Here is a 17,027-nt window from a genome sequence, read left to right on the forward strand (position 1 = left end):
CGTGTGCAGTCATGAGACGCCCGACCCTGGAGGCGGTCGCCGCCCGGGCGGGTGTCTCGCGGGCCACCGCCTCCCGCGTCGTCAACGGGCAGACCACGGTCGCGCCCGACATCCGCGACGCCGTGCTGCGCGCGATCGACGAGCTGGGCTACGTCCCCAACTCGGCCGCGCGCAGCCTCGTCACCCAGCGCACCGACTCGGTCGCCCTGGTCGTGAGCGAGCCCGGCAACCGGGTCTTCTCCGAGGACCCGATGTTCTCCACCGCCATCAGGTCGGCCTCGGTGGAGCTGGAGGCGGTCAACAAGCAGGTCGTGCTCATGCTGGTGTCCTCGCCCAAGAGCCACGCCCGGGTGGAGCGCTACATCTCCGGCGGCCACGTCGACGGCGTGATGCTGCTGTCCATGCACGGCGCCGACCCGCTGCCGTCGGCCCTGTCGCGGCTGCGGGTGCCGGTGGTCTCCTACGGGCGGCCCGCCGTGCCGGTCGAGATCCCGTTCGTCGACAACGACAACGTCGGCGGGGCCGAGTCGGGGGTGCGCCACCTGGTCGAGACCGGGCGGCGCAGGATCGCCACCATCGCGGGGCCGCAGGACATGATCGCCGGGCAGGATCGGCTGACCGGCTACCGCAACGTGCTGCGCGACTCCGACCGGCGCTCCATCGTCGCGGTCGGCGACTTCACCCGCGAGTCGGGGGCCATCGCGATGCGGCAGCTCCTGCGCGACGACCCCGCGCTCGACGCGGTGTTCGTCGCCAACGACCTGATGGCGGTGGGCGCGCTGCAGTCGCTGCGCCAGGCCGGGCGGCGGGTGCCCGACGACGTGGCGGTGGTCGGGTTCGACGACATCGAGGCGGCCAAATACACCGAACCGCCGCTGACCACGCTGCGCCACCCGATCGCGGAGCAGGCGGCGGCCATGGTGCGGCTGCTGCTCAACCTGTTCGAGGGCGGCCCCACCGCCCCGGTCATCCTGCCCACGGAGCTGGTCGTCCGGGAGTCGGCCTGACGTGGGCGGACCCGAGGTCCTGCACGGGATCTCTTGCGCGTCCATCTGCGGCCTGCGCCCGTCGTGGCGCGGGTGCCCACGGTCACCGCGCTCGGGCGGGCGCGGCCGGAGAAGGCGCTGGCGCGCGAGCTCGACGTCGTGTCGTTCCTCGCCGGGGCGGGCGCGCCGGTGGTGCCGCCCAGTGACCTGCTGCCGGCCGGGCCGCACGTACGCGACGGGGTGACGCTGTCCTTCTGGGCGTACGCCGAGCACGAGCCGGACCACGTGCCGACGCCCGCCACGTTCGCCGGGATGCTGGCCGAGCTGCACGCCGCCCTGCGCACTCACCCCGGCGGGCTGCCGCTGCTCGGGCCCGTGCTGGACGAGCCGCTGCGGCTGCTCGACCTGCTCGCGGGCACGGTCGAGCCCGACGTCCTGGCCCGGCTGCGCGAGGCGCACGCCGACCTGGCGCGGCGGCTGGACGGCGTGGCGGCGACCGCGCAGGCCGTGCACGGCGACGCGCATCCCGGCAACCTGCTGGCCACGCCGGACGGCCTGCGGTGGAACGACTTCGAGGAGTGCATGGCCGGGCCCGTCGGCTGGGACCTGGCGTGCCTGCTGCGGACGACGCGGATGGACGGCAGGGCCGCCGTCCGCGCCTACGGCGCCGACCCCGGCGATCCCGTGCTGCGGACGTGCCTGGCTGCCCGCGGCCTGCAGGGCACGCTGTGGGTGCTGGTCAGGGCCTTGCGCTTCCCCGAACGCGCGGGCGCGGCCCGCGCGGCGCTGGACGCCTGGCTGGCCGACCCGACCGGCGCCACCCGCTGACCGTCAGACGCGGAAGACGCGGAGCTGGAGTGCCAGGGTCGTGTAGTAGCCGACCAGGGTGGTCAGCTCGAACAGCTCGCGTTCCCCCAGCACCGCGTACTCCTCGTCGTCCAGGTCGCCCTTGGTGACCAGGGCGCGGGCGACGCGGAGCACGGCCCGCTCCCCCGGGTCGTCCAGCTCGGGGGTGTCGCCGGCGCGCAGGGCGGCCAGTTGCTCCTCGGCGAAGCCCAGGTCGCGGGCGATCGGCTCGTGGGCGGACTGCTCGAACGCGCTGTCCTGGTGCCCGGCCACCACCAGGATCGCCAGCTCCCTGGCCCGGTCGGTGAGCGTGGAGCGGTAGCGGATGGCCGCCCCGAGCCGCTGCAGCGGGTCGCCGACCGGCGGGCTGAGCAGCATGGCGTTGAACGGCCCGGTGAGCCCGCCGTGCTCGTCCACCATGAACCGGCCGCGCGGCCCCGAGGTGATGCCGTCGTAGAGCGTCTTCGCCTCGGGGCCGAGTTCGTGCGGTGGGGTGCGTCGCAGGCGTGCCATGCCGCGATCGTAACGGGCCCCTTCGGTCAGGAGGGGGTCAGCCAGACCGTGGTGTCGGCGGGCAGCAGGCCGTCGTCCAGCGGGCCGCTGGACAGCAGCACGCGGCCCTCGGGAAGCGGCACCGGGGCGGCGCTCAGGTTCGTGACGCTGGTCAGGCCCGAGTCGCGGGTGAAGGCCAGCACCTCCTCCCCCATCGGCAGCCAGGTCAGCGTCCCGTCACCGAGCAGCTCGCGGCGGATGCCGAGCGCCGAACGGTAGAGGTTGAGCATCGAGCCGAGGTCCGTACGCTGCGCCTCGGCGGTCAGCTTGCGCCAGCTCTCCGGCTGCGGCAGCCACGGCGTGCCCGTGCCGAACCCGAACGGCGGCTCGTCCCCCGACCAGGGCAGCGGGATGCGGCAGCCGTCGCGGCCCGGGTTCGTGCCGCCCGAGCGGGCGTACATCGGGTCCTGGCGCACCTCGTCCGGCAGGTACTCCACCTCGGGCAGCCCCAGCTCCTCGCCCTGGTAGACGTAGACGGAGCCGGGCAGCGCCATCGCGAGCAGCGCGGCGGCGCGGGCGCGGCGGTAGCCGAGCTCCAGGTCCGTCGGGCTGCCGTGCAGGGCGCCGCCGTGGGCGAACGAGGTGTCGGCGCGGCCGTACCTGGTGACCGGCCTGGTCACGTCGTGGTTGGAGAGCACCCACGTCGGCGGGGCGCCGATCGGGGTGTGCGTGGCCAGCGTCAGGTCGATGGACCTGCGCAGGTCGCGCGGGTCCCACGCACAGGACAGGAAGTCGAAGTTGAAGGCGGTGTGCAGCTCGTCGGGGCGCAGGTAGCGGGCGAAGCGCTCCTGGTCGGGCAGCCAGACCTCGCCGATGAGGATGCGTTCGCCGTACTCGTCGGCCACCTCGCGCCAGCGGCGGTAGACGTCGTGGACCTCGTCGAGATCCTCGTACGCCGTGTCCGACTTGATGAGCAGCGCCGCCGAGTCGATGCGGAAGCCGTCCACCCCGCGCTCGAACCAGAACCGCAGCACGTCCTCGAACTCCCGGTGCACCTCGGGGTTCGTCCAGTTGAGGTCGGGCTGCTCGGGGGCGAACAGGTGCAAATACCACTGCCCGTCGGGCACCTGCGTCCAGGCCGGGCCGCCGAAGATCGACTGCCAGTCGTTGAGCGGCTCGTCGGCGAACCAGAACCGGTCGCGCGCCGCCGGGTCCGCCAGCGCCTCCTTGAACCAGGCGCTCTCGGTCGAGCTGTGGTTGGGCACCACGTCGATGATGACCTTGATGTCGAGGTCGTGCGCCTCCTCGATGAACCGCTCGGCCTCCTCCAGCGTCCCGAAGACCGGCTCGATGTCGCGGTAGTCGGCCACGTCGTAGCCGCCGTCGGCCATCGGCGACGGATACCACGGGTTGAGCCAGATGGCGTCGATCCCGAGCTCTTTCAGGTACGGCAGGCGGGAGCGCAGGCCGGCGAGATCGCCGACGCCGTCGCCGTTCCCGTCGGCGAAACTCCGCAGGTAGACCTGGTAGATCGCGGCCCCCCGCCACCACGTTTGCGACATGCGCTCATCCCTTGATGCTTCCGGCGGTCAGGCCCGCCATGATGTGCCGTTGGAAGATGAAGAAAACGATGACCATGGGGATGCTGGTGATCAGCAGTCCGCCCATGACCTGGTTCTGGGTGACGGCTCCGGCCGTCTGCGACAGGCCCACGCTGATCGTCATCTTGTCGCTGTCCGTCATGACCAGCAGCGGCCAGACGAAGTCCTTGAACGAGGTGACGATCGTGAAGATGGAGACCACACCCAGGATGGGCCGGGAGACCGGCAGGACCACAGAACGCAGGATCCGCACCGCCCCCGCCCCGTCGATCTGCGCCGCCTCGATCAGCTCCCTGGGAATCGAGTCGAAGAAGCGCTTGAGCAGGAAGATGTTGAAGCCGTTGGCGGCGGCCGGCAGCCACAGCGCCCACGGGTTGTTGAGCAGGCCGAGGTCGACGACCGTGACGTACAGCGGGATCAGCACCACCATCGCCGGGATCATCAGCGTGGCGAGCATCATGCCGAGGATGACGTTGCCGAACATCGGCCGCAGCTTCGACAGCGCGTACGCCGCCGACACGTCCACGGCCATGCAGACCACCCAGCCGCCGAGCGAGTAGTAGGCGGTGTTGGCCAGGAGCGTCCCGATGTCGAACAGGTCCCACGCCTCGAAGAACGCCTCGGGCGACGGGTCGGCGGGGAAGAGCGTGGGCGGCATCTGCGCCAGTTCCTCGGGCGTCTTCAGCGCGCCGGTCGCCATCCAGTACAGCGGGAAGACGAACGCCAGCGTGAACAGCACGAGCACCGCGACCAGCACCAGCCAGTAGATGCGCCGGCCCCACCTGCTGTTGAGCTGGTGCGGCGAGACGATCGTGCGGAACTGCACCTCGATCGGCTTCGGCGCGCGCTTCCTGCCCCGGGCGCGGCGGGCGGCCGCCCCGGCTCCGACGGAGATCACGCCTTGTCCTCCCTGGTCAGACGGAGCTGGAAGGCGGCGAAGACGAGCAGCACGAGCATCAGCATCATGCCGAGCGCCCCCGCCGAGCCGTAGTCCTGCAACGTGAAGGCGTTCTGGAACATCAGGTACGCCACCGTGACCGTCGCGTTCTCCGGCCCGCCGCCGGTCAGCATGTACGGCTCGATGAACACCTGCATGGTGGCCACGATCTGCAGCATCAGCATGAGCAGCAGGATCAGCCGGGTCTGCGGGATCGTGACGTGCCTGATCCGCTTCCAGATGCCGGCGCCGTCGAGCTCGGCCGCCTCGTACAGCTCGGGCGGGATGTTCTGCAGCGCGGCCAGGTAGATCAGCGTCGCGCTGCCCATGTTCATCCAGGTCGAGACGATGACCAGGGAGATCAGCGCGGTGGAGGAGCTGTCGAGCCAGGCGAGGCCGGGCAGGCCGAAGAAGTCGAGCACCTGGTTGAACAGCCCGGGCCCCGGGTCGTAGAACCACCGGAACAGCAGCACCGCCACGATCGGCGGCAGCATGACCGGCAGGTAGACCACGAACCGCAGGTAGGCCCGGGCGTGGCGCAGCTCGTTCAGGACGAGCGCGACGACGAACGGCACGGCGTAGCCGCACAGCAGGGCGAGGAGCGTGAACTCCAGGGTGTTGAGCCAGGCTTCGCCGAAGGCCGGGTCGAGGAAGGCCGTCGTGAAGTTCTGCAGCCCGACCCAGATCGGCTCGTTGATCAGGTCGGTCTTCTGGAAGCTCAGGATGAACTCCCTGACCATGGGATACCAGGCGAACACCGTGAAGCAGAACAGCGCCGCGCACAAGAACCCGTAGGCCGTCAGGTTGCGCCTCAAGATCTGCATGGAGGTCAGCCCTTGGCCGCCAGCAGCGAGTTCACCTTCGACTCGGCGTCGGCGAGCAGCTGGTCGATGTCGGCGTCCTTACGGCTGAGCACGCCCGACATCGGCACGTCGAGGACGGCGTACAGCTCCTGGGCGTGCGCCGGCTCGGCCTTGGGCGGGACGGTGCCGGCGGCCTTGACGTAGGAGTCGTAGTTGGCGACCGGCAGGGTCGCGTTCTTCACCCGGTCCTCCTGGAGCGCCTGGCCGGTGGGCGAGTCGCCGTACACCGCGTTGTCGGGCACGCCGACCGGGTTGCCGATGCTCTTGCCGCGGGCGAAGTCGAAGCGGCCCTTGCCGACGGTGTTGTAGCGGAAGTCGAGCCACTCGAGCGCGGCCTTGGCCTCCTCAGGGGTCGCCTTCGGGTTGATCATGAACGCCTCGCCGCCGCTCAGCGACGCCTTGGCCTCGGGGAAGCCGGTGATGCCGTAGTCGTCGACGTTGCCCTTGAACTTGGTGACGACGTCGGTCACGACGTCGGGGGCGCCGAGCATCATGCCGACCTTGCCGCTGCCCATGGCGACCATCAGCGACTCCCAGCCGACCAGGAGCCTGGTGCCCATGCTGTCGTCCGCCCAGCGCATGTCGTGCAGCGTCTGCAGCACGGCCTTGCCCTCGGGCGAGTTGAAGGCGGCGCTCTTGCCGTCGGGGGTCAGGACGTCGCCGCCGCGGCCGTAGAGCGCCTGGGTGAAGTGCCAGCCGCCGGTGTTGCCGCCGGAGTACTCGCCGTAGCCGATGTGGCCGGCGCCCAGCCCGGCGATCTTCTTCGCGGCCTCGCGCACCTCGGCCCAGGTCTGGGGCGGGGCGTCGGGGTCGAGCCCGGCCTTGGTGAACAGCGCGCGGTTGTAGACCAGGCCCACGCTGTAGTGCACGTTGGGGACGCCGTAGACCTTGCCGTCCTTGGTGAGCAGCTCCTTGTGGTCGGCGCGCAGGTCGTTCCAGTTCTTGATCAGGCTCGTGTACGGCGTGATGTCGAGCGCCTGGCCCTTGGAGATCACGTCGGCGTAGTTCGTCATCGGCACCATGAACGCCGTCTCCATCTGGCCGCCCGCCAGCTTGGGTCCGAACGTCTTGGGGTCGAAGCACGGCTGCTGGTCCGTGCTCTTGACCGTCACGCCGGGGTGTTCCTTCGTGAACGTCGCCACGTCGTCGTCCCACGCCTGGCGTTCCTTGGGCGCGGACTTCGCCGGCTGGCAGGCCACCGTGATCGACACGGCCTTGGCGCCGCCGGCGGACGGGGTGGCGGGCTCGCCGCCGGAGCCGCATGCGGTGGCCGTGAGGCTCAGCGCGGTTACGAGCAGGAGTCCGGTGGATCTCTGCATGGTCTGACCCTTCTTGATGCGAGGTGCCCACACCATAGGTTCCTCGACCGAAGGGCGCAAGATTTCGACTTCAAGTTGCAAGATAACGACTGCATCACATGGCAGGTCAGTCCTTGGCGCGGGCCGTGGAGGCGCGGACGACCAGCTCGGGCTCGAACAGCAGCTCGTCGGCCGGGACGACGGCCTTGTCGATCTGCGCGACCAGCAGGTCCACCGCCGCCCGCCCCATGGCGTCGATGGGCTGGCGGACGGTGGTGAGCGGCGGCTCTGTGCAGTTCATCAGGGCCGAGTCGTCGAAGCCGATGACCGAGATGTCGGCGGGCACGGCGAGCCCCGCACGGCGCGCGGCGCGTACGGTGCCGAGCGCGAGCAGGTCGCTGGCGCAGACGACGCCGGTGACGCCGCGCCTGACCAGCCGCGCGGCGGCGGCGTGCCCGCCTTCGAGCGAGAACATGGTGTGCTCGACCAGCTCGGCGTCGCCGCCGGACGCGAGGAACGTCTCCAGCTTGCGCCGCGACGGCATGTGGTCCTTCGGCCCGAGCACCATGCCGATGCGCTCGTGGCCGAGGGCGCGCAGGTGGGCGACGGCCATCTCGGCGGCCACCACGTCGTCGCAGGAGACCTGGGGGAAGTCGAGGCGCTCGACGGCGGCGTTGACCAGCACGGTGGGCAGCTTGCGCTCGTGCAGCAGCTCGTAGTGACCGTGGGAGGCGTCGGCCTGGGCGTACAGGCCGCCCGCGAAGACGACGCCGCTGACCTGCTGCTGGAGCAGGAGATCGACGTAGTCGGCCTCGGAGACGCCGCCGACCGTGCGGGTGCACAGCACCGAGGTGAACCCCTGCTGGGCCAGCGCCCCGCCGACGACCTCGGCGAAGGCGGGGAAGATCGGGTTCTGCAGCTCGGGGAGCACCAGGCCGACCAGCCTGGCGCGGTCGCCGCGCAGCTGGGTGGGGCGTTCGTAGCCGAGCACGTCGAGCGCCGTCAGCACCGCCTCGCGGGTCGCGTCGGACACCCCGGGCTTGCCGTTGAGCACGCGGCTCACGGTCGCCTCGCTCACTCCGACTTTCTTGGCCACCTCTGCGAGTCGTCGAGTCATGCGCAAACTATACGGCCTTCAGCGCAAGCGCTTGCAACGGCTTACGTAGACCGTACGTCGTGCGTTGCGCGGCCCTCACGGCGGCTTCACGCCTGCGCTGGTGCGCTGACCAGCGCGGCTTGGCGGAATTCGACAGCGCGAGTCAGTCCATCGTTTGCGCAATGTCGTCGAAATATTGCGGCCACCTGCTCGACATCTTATGGTTCGGCCATCCGCCCCACCCTCGAAGGGCCACCCCTCATGAGAGCACTGTTAGCCGCCCTCACGTTACTCACCGGGCTCCTCGTCGTCCCCCATCCGGCCGCTCAAGCCGCTTCTGAGAGCAACCTCGCCGCCGGCCGGCCCGCCACCGCCAGCAGCCACACCGACCTCTACCGGCCCGCCAACGTCACCGACGGCGACCAGGCCACCTACTGGGAGTCGGCCGGAAACGCCTTCCCCCAGTGGATCCAGGTCGACCTCGGCGCCACGACCGCCCTCTCCCGCCTGGTGCTCAAGCTCCCCGGCGGCTGGCCGAACCGTACGCAGACGCTCGCCGTCCAGACCGGCACGAACGGCACCACCTTCACCACCGTCGTGCCCCAGACGACCTACGCCGTCAACCCCGCCACCACGATCACCCTCCCCGCCGGCACGACCGCCCGCCACGTGCGGCTGCACATCACGGCCAACAGCGGCTGGCCCGCCGGGCAGCTCTCCGAGCTGGAGGTCTGGGGCACCGCTCCCGACAGCCCGCAGGACGGCGCCAACCTCGCGCTCGGCAAGCCGATGACCGCGTCGTCGCACACGCACACGTACGCCGCCGCGAACGCAGGCGACGACAACCTGAGCACCTACTGGGAGAGCGCCGCCTACCCGGCCACCCTCACCGCCCAGCTCGGCGCCGACGCCACGCTGACCTCCGTCACCCTCAAGCTCAACCCCGACGCCGTCTGGGCCCGCCGCACCCAGACGCTCACCGTCCAGGGCCGCTCCCAGGGCGCCACCGCCTTCACCACCCTCGTCCCCCAGGCCGCCTACACCTTCGACCCGGCCACCGGCAACAGCGTCACGATCCCGGTGAGCGGACGAGCGGCCGACGTCCGCCTCCAGGTCACGGCCAACACGGGCGCGCCCGGCGGGCAGATCGCCGAGTTCCAGATCTTCGGCACGCCCGCGCCCAACCCCGACCTCACCATCACCGGCCTGACCTCCTCGCCCGCCTCGCCGGTCGAGACCGACGACGTGCGGCTGTCGGCGACGGTCAGGAACGCGGGCAGCACCGGCTCCGCCGCGACCTCCGTGACCTTCTACGCGGGCGACGCCAAGGTCGGCACCGCCGCCGTGGGCGCGCTGGCCGCCGGGGCCTCCGCGACCGTGTCGGCGGACATCGGCGCGCGGGAGGCGGGGACGTACGAGCTGTCGGCCAAGGTGGACGAGGACGGCGAGGTCCCCGAGCAGAACGAGGCCAACAACACCGCCACAGGCACCCTCACGGTCCGGCCGGTCGACACGGCCGACCTCATCGCCTCCCCCGTCTCCTGGACGCCGGGCAACCCGGCGGCGGGCGGCACGGTGACGTTCTCGGTCGCCGTCAAGAACCAGGGCACCGTCGCCTCCGGCGGCGGCTCCCACGGCATCACGCTCACCGTCGCCGACGCGTCGGGCACCGTCGTCAGGACGCTGACCGGCTCCGTGAGCGGCACGATCGCCCCCGGCGCCACCACGAGCCCCGTCAACCTGGGCACGTGGACGGCGGCCGACGGCAGGTACACGGTCAGGACCGTGCTCGCCGCCGACGCCAACGAGCTGCCGGTCAAGCGGGACAACAACACCAGCACGCTGCCGCTGTTCGTCGGGCGGGGGGCGAACATGCCGTACGACACGTACGAGGCCGAGGACGCGGCCATCGGCGGCGGCGCCACCCGCGTCGGCCCCAGCAGGGAGATCGGCACGATCGCCGGCGAGGCGTCGGGACGGCGGGCGGTGACGCTCGGCCAGACCGGCGCGTACGTCGAGTTCACCGCGAAGGCCCCGACGAACACCCTGGTCACCCGCTTCTCGATCCCCGACGCGCCGGGCGGAGGCGGCATCGACACCACGCTCAACGTCTACGTGGACGGCACGTTCCGCAAGGCCATCCCCCTGACCTCGCGTCACGCCTGGTTGTACGGCCCCGAGGACAGCCCGACCAACAACCCGGGCGCCGGCCCGCCCCGCCACATCTACGACGAGGCGAACCTGATGCTCGGCACGACCGTCCCGGCGGGGAGCAAGATCAGGTTGCAGAAGGACGCGGCCAACTCCTCGACGTACGCGATCGACTTCGTGGACTTCGAGCAGGTCGCGCAGGTGCCCAACCCGGATCCGGCGAAGTACGCCGTACCGGCCGGCTTCACCCACCAGGACGTGCAGAACGCGCTGGACCGCGCCCGCATGGACACCGACCTCACCGGCGTCTACCTCCCCGCGGGCGACTACCAGACGAGCAGCAAGTTCCAGGTGTACGGCAAGGCGATCAAGGTCGTCGGGGCGGGACCGTGGTTCACCCGCTTCCACGCGCCCGCCGGGCAGCAGAACACCGACGTCGGCTTCCGCGCGGACGCCACCGCGAACGGCTCGTCGTTCACCGGCTTCGCCTACTTCGGCAACTACGTGGACCGCATCAACGGCCCCGGCAAGGTCTTCGACCTCACCAACGTCGCGAACCTCACCATCGACGACATCTGGGTCGAGCATCAGGTCTGCCTGTTGTGGGGCACGAACGTGGACAACCTGACCATCAAGAACTCCAGGATCAGGAACGTGTTCGCCGACGGCCTGAACCTCACCAACGGCAGCACCGGCAACCGCGTCAGCAACATCGAGACCAGGTCCACGGGCGACGACAGCTTCGCGCTGTTCTCGGCCACCGACAACAACCCGGGTGAGCAGTTCGGCAACGTCTACGAGAACCTGACCTCGCTGCTGACCTGGCGGGCGGCCGGCCTCGCGGTCTATGGCGGCTACGACAACACCTTCAGGAACATCTACGTGGCGGACACGCTCGTGTACTCCGGCGTCACGATCTCCTCGCTGGACTTCGGCTACCCGATGCACGGCTTCGGCGCCGCCCCGCCGACGCGGTTCGACGACATCTCGCTGGTCAGGGCGGGTGGTCACTTCTGGGGACAGCAGACGTTCCCGGCGATGTGGCTGTTCTCCTCCTCGAAGGTGTTCCAGGGCATCCGTGTCAGCAACCTGGACATCGTGGACCCGACGTACAGCGGGATCATGTTCCAGACCGGCTACCAGAACCCGAGCACGCCGCTCAACCCCGTGCAGGACACGGTCTTCACGAACGTGTCGATCAGCGGGGCCAGGAAGAGCGGTGACGCCTTCGACGCCAAGTCCGGCTTCGGGATCTGGGTGAACGAGCTGCCCGAGCCCGGTCAGGGCCCGGCGATCGGGTCGGCCACCTTCAACGACCTGCGCTTCAGCGACAACCACCAGAACATCAGGAACACGACCTCGACGTTCACCCTCACCATCGACTAGAGCTCGGCCCTGGTGGGCATGCCCTGCCAGTCGCTCACGCTGGTCACCGCGGCGGCGCTCAGCAGCGCCCCGCGGTGCAGGCGTTCCTGCGGGGTGAGCCCGTCGAGCGCGGCGCTGATGTAACCGGCGGCGAACGCCTCGCCCGCGCCGCAGGTGTCCACGATCGGCACCTGCCAGCCCTGGACGTCGTAGCGCATGCGGTCGGCGCGCACGCTCGCGCCCTTCGCGCCCCGGTCCACGATGACCTCGCGCTCGGGGGTGAGGGCTGGCTTGACCAGGTCGAGCTCGTCCTGGCGGAGGAAGAGCAGGTGGGAGGCGCGGGCCAGCTCGCCGAGCACCTCTTCCGCCTCGCGTACGGACGGCCACAGCTCGGGGACGTACTCGACGGCGAAGGAGATCATCACCCCGGCGTTGCGCGCCGCGTTGACGGCTGTGCGCACGGCTTCGAGCGGGTCCCTGCCCAGAGCGGCGGTGATGCCGGTCACGTGCACCATCTTCGCGGCGCCGATCCGGTCGATCGGGACGTTGCCCGGCGCGAGCAGCGAGCCCGCCGAGCCCGCGCGGTAGTGGGAGACGCCCGTCGGCCTGGCCACGCGGGCGTCGCGGAGCAGCATCCCCGTGCGCGTGCCGGCCACCACCCGCGTGTCGGAGACGTCCACGCCCTCGCCCCGCAGCACGGTCAGCGCCCTTGCGCCCAGCTCGTCCTCACCGACCTTGCCCAGGTAGGCGCAGTCGTGGCCGAGCCTGGCGAGTGCGACGGCGAGGGTGAACTCGGGACCGCAGACGTCCAGCCTGGCCTCGCTCTCATGGCGGACTCTGCCGCTGGAGACGACGCCCAGTGGCTCTCCCAGGGTGTAGACGTCCGTCATGGCGCCCGAGCGTAGTCGATCACGTGTCCTAAATCCCATTTTTCCGTATAAGTCCTGGTTAAAGCTTGATCGAAATTTTTTCGGAACTTTGGCCCAACCTTTTCCCGATCCCGTGCCTCAAAGTAGTAGAGGGAGCGCGGCACCCCCAGGCCACGCTCTGAAGTCAATACGGGGAGAGGAATCAGCACCCTCATGAAGAAGTTCGCAGTAGGCATCCTGACCGCCATGGTCGGCGGCACCATGTTGGTTTCGGGCGCGGGCGTCGCTTCGGCGTCCACCGCCGCGAGGCCCCACACCAAGCTCTACATCAAGGACGTCAGCCCGAACCCGGTCCTGGTCAAGAAGGGTGCCGAGACCACGGCGCACTTCAACGTCCTCGCCAGCCGCAACGTCGAGCGCGTCGAGCTCAGCGTCGCCCCCGCGGGCGTGCGCACGCTCGTCGCCAAGGACGTCAAGGGCCTCGAGGGCTGGCGCTTCAGCGCCGCCTTCAACGAGAACGACCCGCAGGGCAAGTGGAGGGCCACCGCCGTGGCCTTCGACCGCGACGGCAAGCGGATCGCCACGGACTCGGCGTACTTCTACGTCAAGCAGGTGAAGAGCAAGGACGACACCCGCATCTCGCGCTTCTACGCCAGCCCCGGCAAGGTGCGCAAGGGCAAGTCCATCACCTTCACCGGTCGTCTCGAAGCCCGCGACGGCCGTGACTGGGACGGCGTCCGCAACGAGCGGGTGAACATCTACTACAAGGCCTTCGGCTCCAGCACCTGGAAGTGGGTCGCCACCGACCGTACGTCGTGGGGTGGCAAGTTCTACGCCAAGACCCGCGCGTACAGGAGCGGCTCCTTCCGCGCCGTCTTCAGCGGCGACCGCCAGCTTGAGGACACCACGAGCCGTAGCGACTACGTGCGCGTGTACACCTGGCACCGTCACTGACCACGTGGGCAGGGCCTGGTGAAGGTCCCGCTCATGTGATCCAGGCCGAGAAACCCGGTCCCCCTCGTGGGGCCGGGCTTCCGGCTTTTTTACCGTCCGGGAGGTTTAGCGATCTTGATATCGCCGCATGGGACCACCCATTGCGACGGCCGACCCCTGAAGGAGCTCCCCGGATGCCGCACTCCGTGATCGCCCTCGTCCTGAGCATCACGAGCGCCCTGGGAGCGGCACCCTCACCCGAGGTGTCCGTACGCTACGAGCAGCCCTCCTCCAACAGCGCCGAGCAGGCAGAACGGCTGCTGAAGAAGAGCGAGGCACTCAAGACCGACATCATGCCGCCGCGCGACGTGAAGGTCGTCGCCCGAGACTGCGACTCCCCCGAGGCCACCTGGAGCTCCGGCAAGCGCCGCATCACCATCTGCTACTCGCTGGTCGACAAGGTGCACCGCACGATCAAGGGCATCTCCGAGACCGAGGAGGCCGACGCGAAGGCCACCGGCGCCCGCACCGACGGCGCCCTCGCCATGCTCTTCCACCGCCAGCTCGGCCACGCGCTCACCACGCTCAACGGCCTGCCCGACAGCGTCGCACAGGCCGACCAGTTCGCCGCGCTCACGCTGCTCGCCGACGACCCCGAGCACGTCGTGGCCGCCGCCGAGGCCCGCCACCTGCTCGCCGGCCACGACGGCGCCGAGCACCTGAAGGAGTCCGCCGCGTTCGCCTGCCTGCTCTACGGCTCCGACCCGGCCAGGTACGCCTCCATCGCCAAGGGCGGCTGGGTGCCGCCCGAGCGGGCGCCCTCCTGCCCCGCCGAGTACGAGCGGGTCAGGTCGGCCATCGGGGGCGCCGTCCGTACCGGGCCGTGAATCGTCGGATCTGACGGGTAGCGTCCCCGGTATGTCCGAGGACCTGCTCAAAGACTTCAACCCGTTCGACATCTTCGACGCCGAGGCCGCCAGGCTCGACCGCTTCTTCTCCGGCCTCGACGAGGCCGGCTGGGCGCGGCCGTCGCGCTGCTCCGGCTGGTCGGTCCGCGACGTGCTCGCGCACCTCGCGGGCGAGGAGCTCTACAACCACGCCTGCCTCGACGGGACCGTCCCGGACCTCATGGCGCGGCTGGCCACCGAGGGCGTGAGCGACTACAACGACTTCAACGAGCTGTCCGTACGCCAGCGCAGGAACCTGCCGATCGGGCAGGTGCTGGAGGAGTGGCGCACCAAGAACGGCGAGACCCGGGCGCGCATGCGGGCACTGGGCTACGACGGCACCCTCGACACCCTGGCCGGGCCCTACCCGGTGGGGCACCAGACCTTCCACTACGACTCCGAGTACGCCACCCACGCCGACGACGTGGGCGCGCCCGTCTCGTCCGACGAGGCCGCCGGGCGGACGGCGTGGCGGGTGGCGGTGAGCCGCTTCGTCCTGGCCGAGCAGGAGGCCAAGGTGCGGGTGGAGCCTGCTGACGGGCAGGTCAGGGCGTCCCTGAACGGGGTCAGCGCGACGCTTTCCTCCTCGGACTTCGTGGAGGCCACCGTGGGCCGGCTCCCCACCGGCCACGACCTCGACCCACGGCTGGCGGCCGCCCTGCGCTGCCTGGCCTGAACCCTCACTCGGAGAGGACGGATCCCCATGTGGCTGCGTGATCGCGAGGGCACCGAGCCGGTGACGGCCCGCAGCGCGCTGGGCGTGCGGCGGGTGCTGTCGATCATCGCCTTGGTGCTGGGGGTGGTGGCCGCGGTGTTCTTCACCGTCCAAGCCATGCGGACGGGCGAGCAGGTGTGGGTGTGGGAGGCGGCGATCGCCGCCGCAGTGGCCGTAGTCGCCGCCATCGACCTCCTGATCATCCGCCACCGCCGAGCTTCCCGCCGCCCGAAGACCCACCAACACCGCTGACCAACGCCTCAGAGACCACCCGCCCCCACGCGGGCACACCCCATAACGCCGCAAGTCCCAGAACGCGGCAACTCTGCACGGCGCCGCGCCCCCGCCCACGCCACCCATCCGCGGGAACAGCGCACCCCAGGACGCCCGCCCCTGCCAAGTCTCGCGTCCCACCACATCGCCCCTCCCGCTACGCCGCGCGCCCGCCCACGCCACCCGTCCCGTCCTCCTAAACCCGTCCTCCGACGCCGCGCGTCCCGCAACGCGCGTCCCACCACGCGCGTCCCTGCGATGCCGCCTGAAGCGTCACAGGCCGTCTCAGGCGGCCGCCCGCCCCGCGCGGACCCCTCCACGCGCGCCACATCCTCCCCTCCCCGAACGCAGTGCGCCCGCGCGTCCTGGGTGTGGCCCAGGGCGCGCGGGCGCCATCACGATTTCTTCGGATATTTCAGGACGTGGCGCGGCCATAGCGCTGCTTGAAGCGCTCGACGCGGCCGGCCGTGTCGAGGATGCGGCCCTTGCCCGTGTAGAAGGGGTGGCTCGCGGACGACACGTCCACGTCGATGACGGGGTAGGTCCTGCCGTCCTCCCACTCGACCGTCCTGTCACTGGTCAGCGTGGAGCGGGTGAGGAAGGCGTAACCGGCGCTCGGGTCGCGGAAGACGACCGGGCGGTACGCGGGGTGCAGGTTCTTCTTCATGCCCCCTGCAACCCATTGGCAACGGTTTTCATTCCCGAGCCTCAGGGTCGAGCCCCAGCACCGCACGACCTCCGTCCACCGGCACCGTCACCCCGTTGACGAAGGACGCGTCGGGCGAGAGCAGATACGCCACGACCGACGCCACCTCTGCCGGCGTGGCGACCCGCCCCAGCGGATGCAGCCGAGCCAGCTCGGCCTCCACGGCCGCAGCCCCCTCGGGACTCTGCTCCGCCAGGAACCGCTCATACCGTTCGGTCGCCACCGAGCCGGGCGCCACCGCGTTCACCCGGATGCCACGCCGGCCGTACTCCACGGCCAGCGCCCTGGTCAGCCCCTCCGTGGCGGCCTTGGCCGTCGCGTACGGCAGACTGCCGGGCACGGGCCTGGCGGCCTGGTGCGAAGTGACGTTCACGATGGCGCCGGGGGTGCCGGCGGCCAGGAAGTGGCGTACGGCGGTCGCGCACCCCACCACCGCCAGATCGAGATTGGCCGCGATCAAGGCCCTGACCTCGGCGATCGGCGACGAGTCCACGGAGGCGTCACGGAAGATCGCCGCGTTGTTGACCCACCCCGCCAGCGTGCCCGACTCCTGCGCCAGGTCGGCGGCCCACGCGGCGACCTCCTCGTCGGCCGCGTCCCCGATGACCGGCACGATCCGCCGGCCGTCCGCCCAGGACAGCGCCTCCTCGTCACGTTCGACGGCGATCACGGTGGCCTCCTCGTCGCGCAGGAGCCGCTCGGCCACGGCCCTGCCGATGCCTCGTCCGCCACCGGTCACTACGTAGGAAATGCTCATAATGCTTACGCTATGCGGCCATTCGATCATTTGTAGTGCGCGAAGTGACACGCGTCACGCCATTCCCGCAATTCCCGCGAGAATGGCCGGAAACGCACTAGGGCGCGTTTCGGAAGTGATCTGAGTGACGGTCGCGTTGAGGTGTCGTAGATCGACAAAAGAAGAGGTCTCCGGTAGATGAGTCAACGACCA

General features: G+C 70.3%; 16 protein-coding genes. 7 read left to right on the plus strand and 9 right to left on the minus strand.

From position 1 onward, the window contains the following. The first annotated feature begins 11 nt into the window (after positions 1-11). Positions 12-1,007: a LacI family DNA-binding transcriptional regulator gene (locus tag AB0K28_RS36590; RefSeq protein WP_345409582.1), complete on the plus strand. Its 996-nt coding sequence runs from the start codon at positions 12-14 to the stop codon at positions 1,005-1,007. 33 nt (positions 1,008-1,040) lie between these two features. Then, positions 1,041-1,814, plus strand: coding sequence for an aminoglycoside phosphotransferase family protein (locus tag AB0K28_RS36595; RefSeq protein WP_364378985.1), 774 nt, complete (start codon positions 1,041-1,043; stop codon positions 1,812-1,814). Positions 1,815-1,817: 3 nt separating this feature from the next. On the opposite strand, the gene AB0K28_RS36600 is transcribed toward AB0K28_RS36595, so the two are convergent. The 6 genes from AB0K28_RS36600 to AB0K28_RS36625 form a co-directional block, all read right to left on the minus strand. Further along, positions 1,818-2,345, minus strand: coding sequence for a carboxymuconolactone decarboxylase family protein (locus AB0K28_RS36600; RefSeq protein ID WP_364378988.1), 528 nt, complete (start codon positions 2,343-2,345; stop codon positions 1,818-1,820). 26 nt (positions 2,346-2,371) lie between these two features. Next, a complete protein-coding gene (locus AB0K28_RS36605; protein ID WP_364378991.1) occupies positions 2,372-3,886 on the minus strand; it encodes a glycoside hydrolase family 13 protein in 1,515 nt (504 codons plus the stop codon). Positions 3,887-3,890: 4 nt separating this feature from the next. Then, entirely contained in the window at positions 3,891-4,823 is a 933-nt protein-coding gene (locus AB0K28_RS36610; protein WP_364378994.1) for a carbohydrate ABC transporter permease, read from the minus strand. Further along, positions 4,820-5,686, minus strand: a complete 867-nt coding sequence (locus AB0K28_RS36615; protein ID WP_364378997.1) for a sugar ABC transporter permease — start codon at positions 5,684-5,686, stop codon at positions 4,820-4,822. Before AB0K28_RS36615 ends, AB0K28_RS36610 begins: the two co-directional genes overlap by 4 nt. Positions 5,687-5,691: 5 nt before the next feature. Next, positions 5,692-7,044, minus strand: coding sequence for an extracellular solute-binding protein (locus AB0K28_RS36620; protein ID WP_364379000.1), 1,353 nt, complete (start codon positions 7,042-7,044; stop codon positions 5,692-5,694). Between the two features lie 106 nt (positions 7,045-7,150). Continuing rightward, positions 7,151-8,140 carry a LacI family DNA-binding transcriptional regulator gene (locus AB0K28_RS36625; RefSeq protein ID WP_345397336.1) on the minus strand — a complete coding sequence of 330 codons (990 nt, stop codon included), beginning with the start codon at positions 8,138-8,140 and terminating at the stop codon, positions 7,151-7,153. A 240-nt stretch (positions 8,141-8,380) separates the two neighbouring features. Between AB0K28_RS36625 and AB0K28_RS36630 the strand changes: the two genes are divergently transcribed. Continuing rightward, positions 8,381-11,656, plus strand: coding sequence for a discoidin domain-containing protein (locus AB0K28_RS36630; protein ID WP_364379004.1), 3,276 nt, complete (start codon positions 8,381-8,383; stop codon positions 11,654-11,656). On the opposite strand, the gene AB0K28_RS36635 is transcribed toward AB0K28_RS36630, so the two are convergent. Beyond that, entirely contained in the window at positions 11,653-12,525 is an 873-nt protein-coding gene (locus AB0K28_RS36635; protein ID WP_364379007.1) for a sugar kinase, read from the minus strand. The two genes, AB0K28_RS36630 and AB0K28_RS36635, sit on opposite strands and share 4 nt — an antisense overlap. 192 nt (positions 12,526-12,717) lie before the next feature. Here AB0K28_RS36635 and AB0K28_RS36640 point away from each other — a divergent pair, with 192 nt between their 5' ends. From AB0K28_RS36640 to AB0K28_RS36655, 4 genes are all read left to right on the plus strand, one after another. Continuing rightward, on the plus strand, positions 12,718-13,458 hold the full coding sequence (locus tag AB0K28_RS36640; protein ID WP_364379009.1) for a hypothetical protein: 741 nt from the start codon (positions 12,718-12,720) through the stop codon (positions 13,456-13,458). Between the two features lie 173 nt (positions 13,459-13,631). Next, positions 13,632-14,324, plus strand: coding sequence for a DUF4344 domain-containing metallopeptidase (locus tag AB0K28_RS36645; protein WP_364379012.1), 693 nt, complete (start codon positions 13,632-13,634; stop codon positions 14,322-14,324). Positions 14,325-14,355: 31 nt separating this feature from the next. Further along, the gene (locus AB0K28_RS36650; RefSeq protein ID WP_345397309.1) at positions 14,356-15,060 is read left to right on the plus strand and encodes a maleylpyruvate isomerase family mycothiol-dependent enzyme; all 705 of its coding nucleotides are present in this window, start codon (positions 14,356-14,358) and stop codon (positions 15,058-15,060) included. Between the two features lie 27 nt (positions 15,061-15,087). Further along, positions 15,088-15,351 (plus strand): DUF6343 family protein, encoded by a 264-nt coding sequence (locus AB0K28_RS36655; protein WP_364379015.1) that lies wholly within the window; start codon positions 15,088-15,090, stop codon positions 15,349-15,351. A gap of 436 nt (positions 15,352-15,787) precedes the next feature. On the opposite strand, the gene AB0K28_RS36660 is transcribed toward AB0K28_RS36655, so the two are convergent. Then, positions 15,788-16,039 carry a type B 50S ribosomal protein L31 gene (locus AB0K28_RS36660; protein ID WP_345397303.1) on the minus strand — a complete coding sequence of 84 codons (252 nt, stop codon included), beginning with the start codon at positions 16,037-16,039 and terminating at the stop codon, positions 15,788-15,790. A 28-nt stretch (positions 16,040-16,067) separates the two neighbouring features. Then, the gene (locus tag AB0K28_RS36665) at positions 16,068-16,835 is read right to left on the minus strand and encodes an SDR family oxidoreductase (RefSeq protein ID WP_364379018.1); all 768 of its coding nucleotides are present in this window, start codon (positions 16,833-16,835) and stop codon (positions 16,068-16,070) included. Between the last annotated feature and the right edge of the window lie 192 nt (positions 16,836-17,027).

It is taken from the genome of Nonomuraea sp. NPDC049504 (assembly GCF_040676845.1).
GTDB classification, from domain to species: Bacteria; Actinomycetota; Actinomycetes; order Streptosporangiales; family Streptosporangiaceae; genus Nonomuraea; species Nonomuraea salmonea.

What these genes read in the sequence shown, in the direction of transcription:
- AB0K28_RS36590 (WP_345409582.1), top strand. Translation starts at nt 12, where the DNA reads ATGAGACGCCCGACCCTGGAGGCGGTCGCCGCCCGGGCGGGTGTCTCG.
- AB0K28_RS36600 (WP_364378988.1), bottom strand. Translation starts at nt 2,345, where the DNA reads ATGGCACGCCTGCGACGCACCCCACCGCACGAACTCGGCCCCGAGGCG.
- AB0K28_RS36605 (WP_364378991.1), bottom strand. Translation starts at nt 3,886, where the DNA reads ATGTCGCAAACGTGGTGGCGGGGGGCCGCGATCTACCAGGTCTACCTG.
- AB0K28_RS36615 (WP_364378997.1), bottom strand. Translation starts at nt 5,686, where the DNA reads ATGCAGATCTTGAGGCGCAACCTGACGGCCTACGGGTTCTTGTGCGCG.
- AB0K28_RS36620 (WP_364379000.1), bottom strand. Translation starts at nt 7,044, where the DNA reads ATGCAGAGATCCACCGGACTCCTGCTCGTAACCGCGCTGAGCCTCACG.
- AB0K28_RS36625 (WP_345397336.1), bottom strand. Translation starts at nt 8,140, where the DNA reads ATGACTCGACGACTCGCAGAGGTGGCCAAGAAAGTCGGAGTGAGCGAG.
- AB0K28_RS36630 (WP_364379004.1), top strand. Translation starts at nt 8,381, where the DNA reads ATGAGAGCACTGTTAGCCGCCCTCACGTTACTCACCGGGCTCCTCGTC.
- AB0K28_RS36635 (WP_364379007.1), bottom strand. Translation starts at nt 12,525, where the DNA reads ATGACGGACGTCTACACCCTGGGAGAGCCACTGGGCGTCGTCTCCAGC.
- AB0K28_RS36640 (WP_364379009.1), top strand. Translation starts at nt 12,718, where the DNA reads ATGAAGAAGTTCGCAGTAGGCATCCTGACCGCCATGGTCGGCGGCACC.
- AB0K28_RS36645 (WP_364379012.1), top strand. Translation starts at nt 13,632, where the DNA reads ATGCCGCACTCCGTGATCGCCCTCGTCCTGAGCATCACGAGCGCCCTG.
- AB0K28_RS36650 (WP_345397309.1), top strand. Translation starts at nt 14,356, where the DNA reads ATGTCCGAGGACCTGCTCAAAGACTTCAACCCGTTCGACATCTTCGAC.
- AB0K28_RS36655 (WP_364379015.1), top strand. Translation starts at nt 15,088, where the DNA reads ATGTGGCTGCGTGATCGCGAGGGCACCGAGCCGGTGACGGCCCGCAGC.
- AB0K28_RS36660 (WP_345397303.1), bottom strand. Translation starts at nt 16,039, where the DNA reads ATGAAGAAGAACCTGCACCCCGCGTACCGCCCGGTCGTCTTCCGCGAC.
- AB0K28_RS36665 (WP_364379018.1), bottom strand. Translation starts at nt 16,835, where the DNA reads ATGAGCATTTCCTACGTAGTGACCGGTGGCGGACGAGGCATCGGCAGG.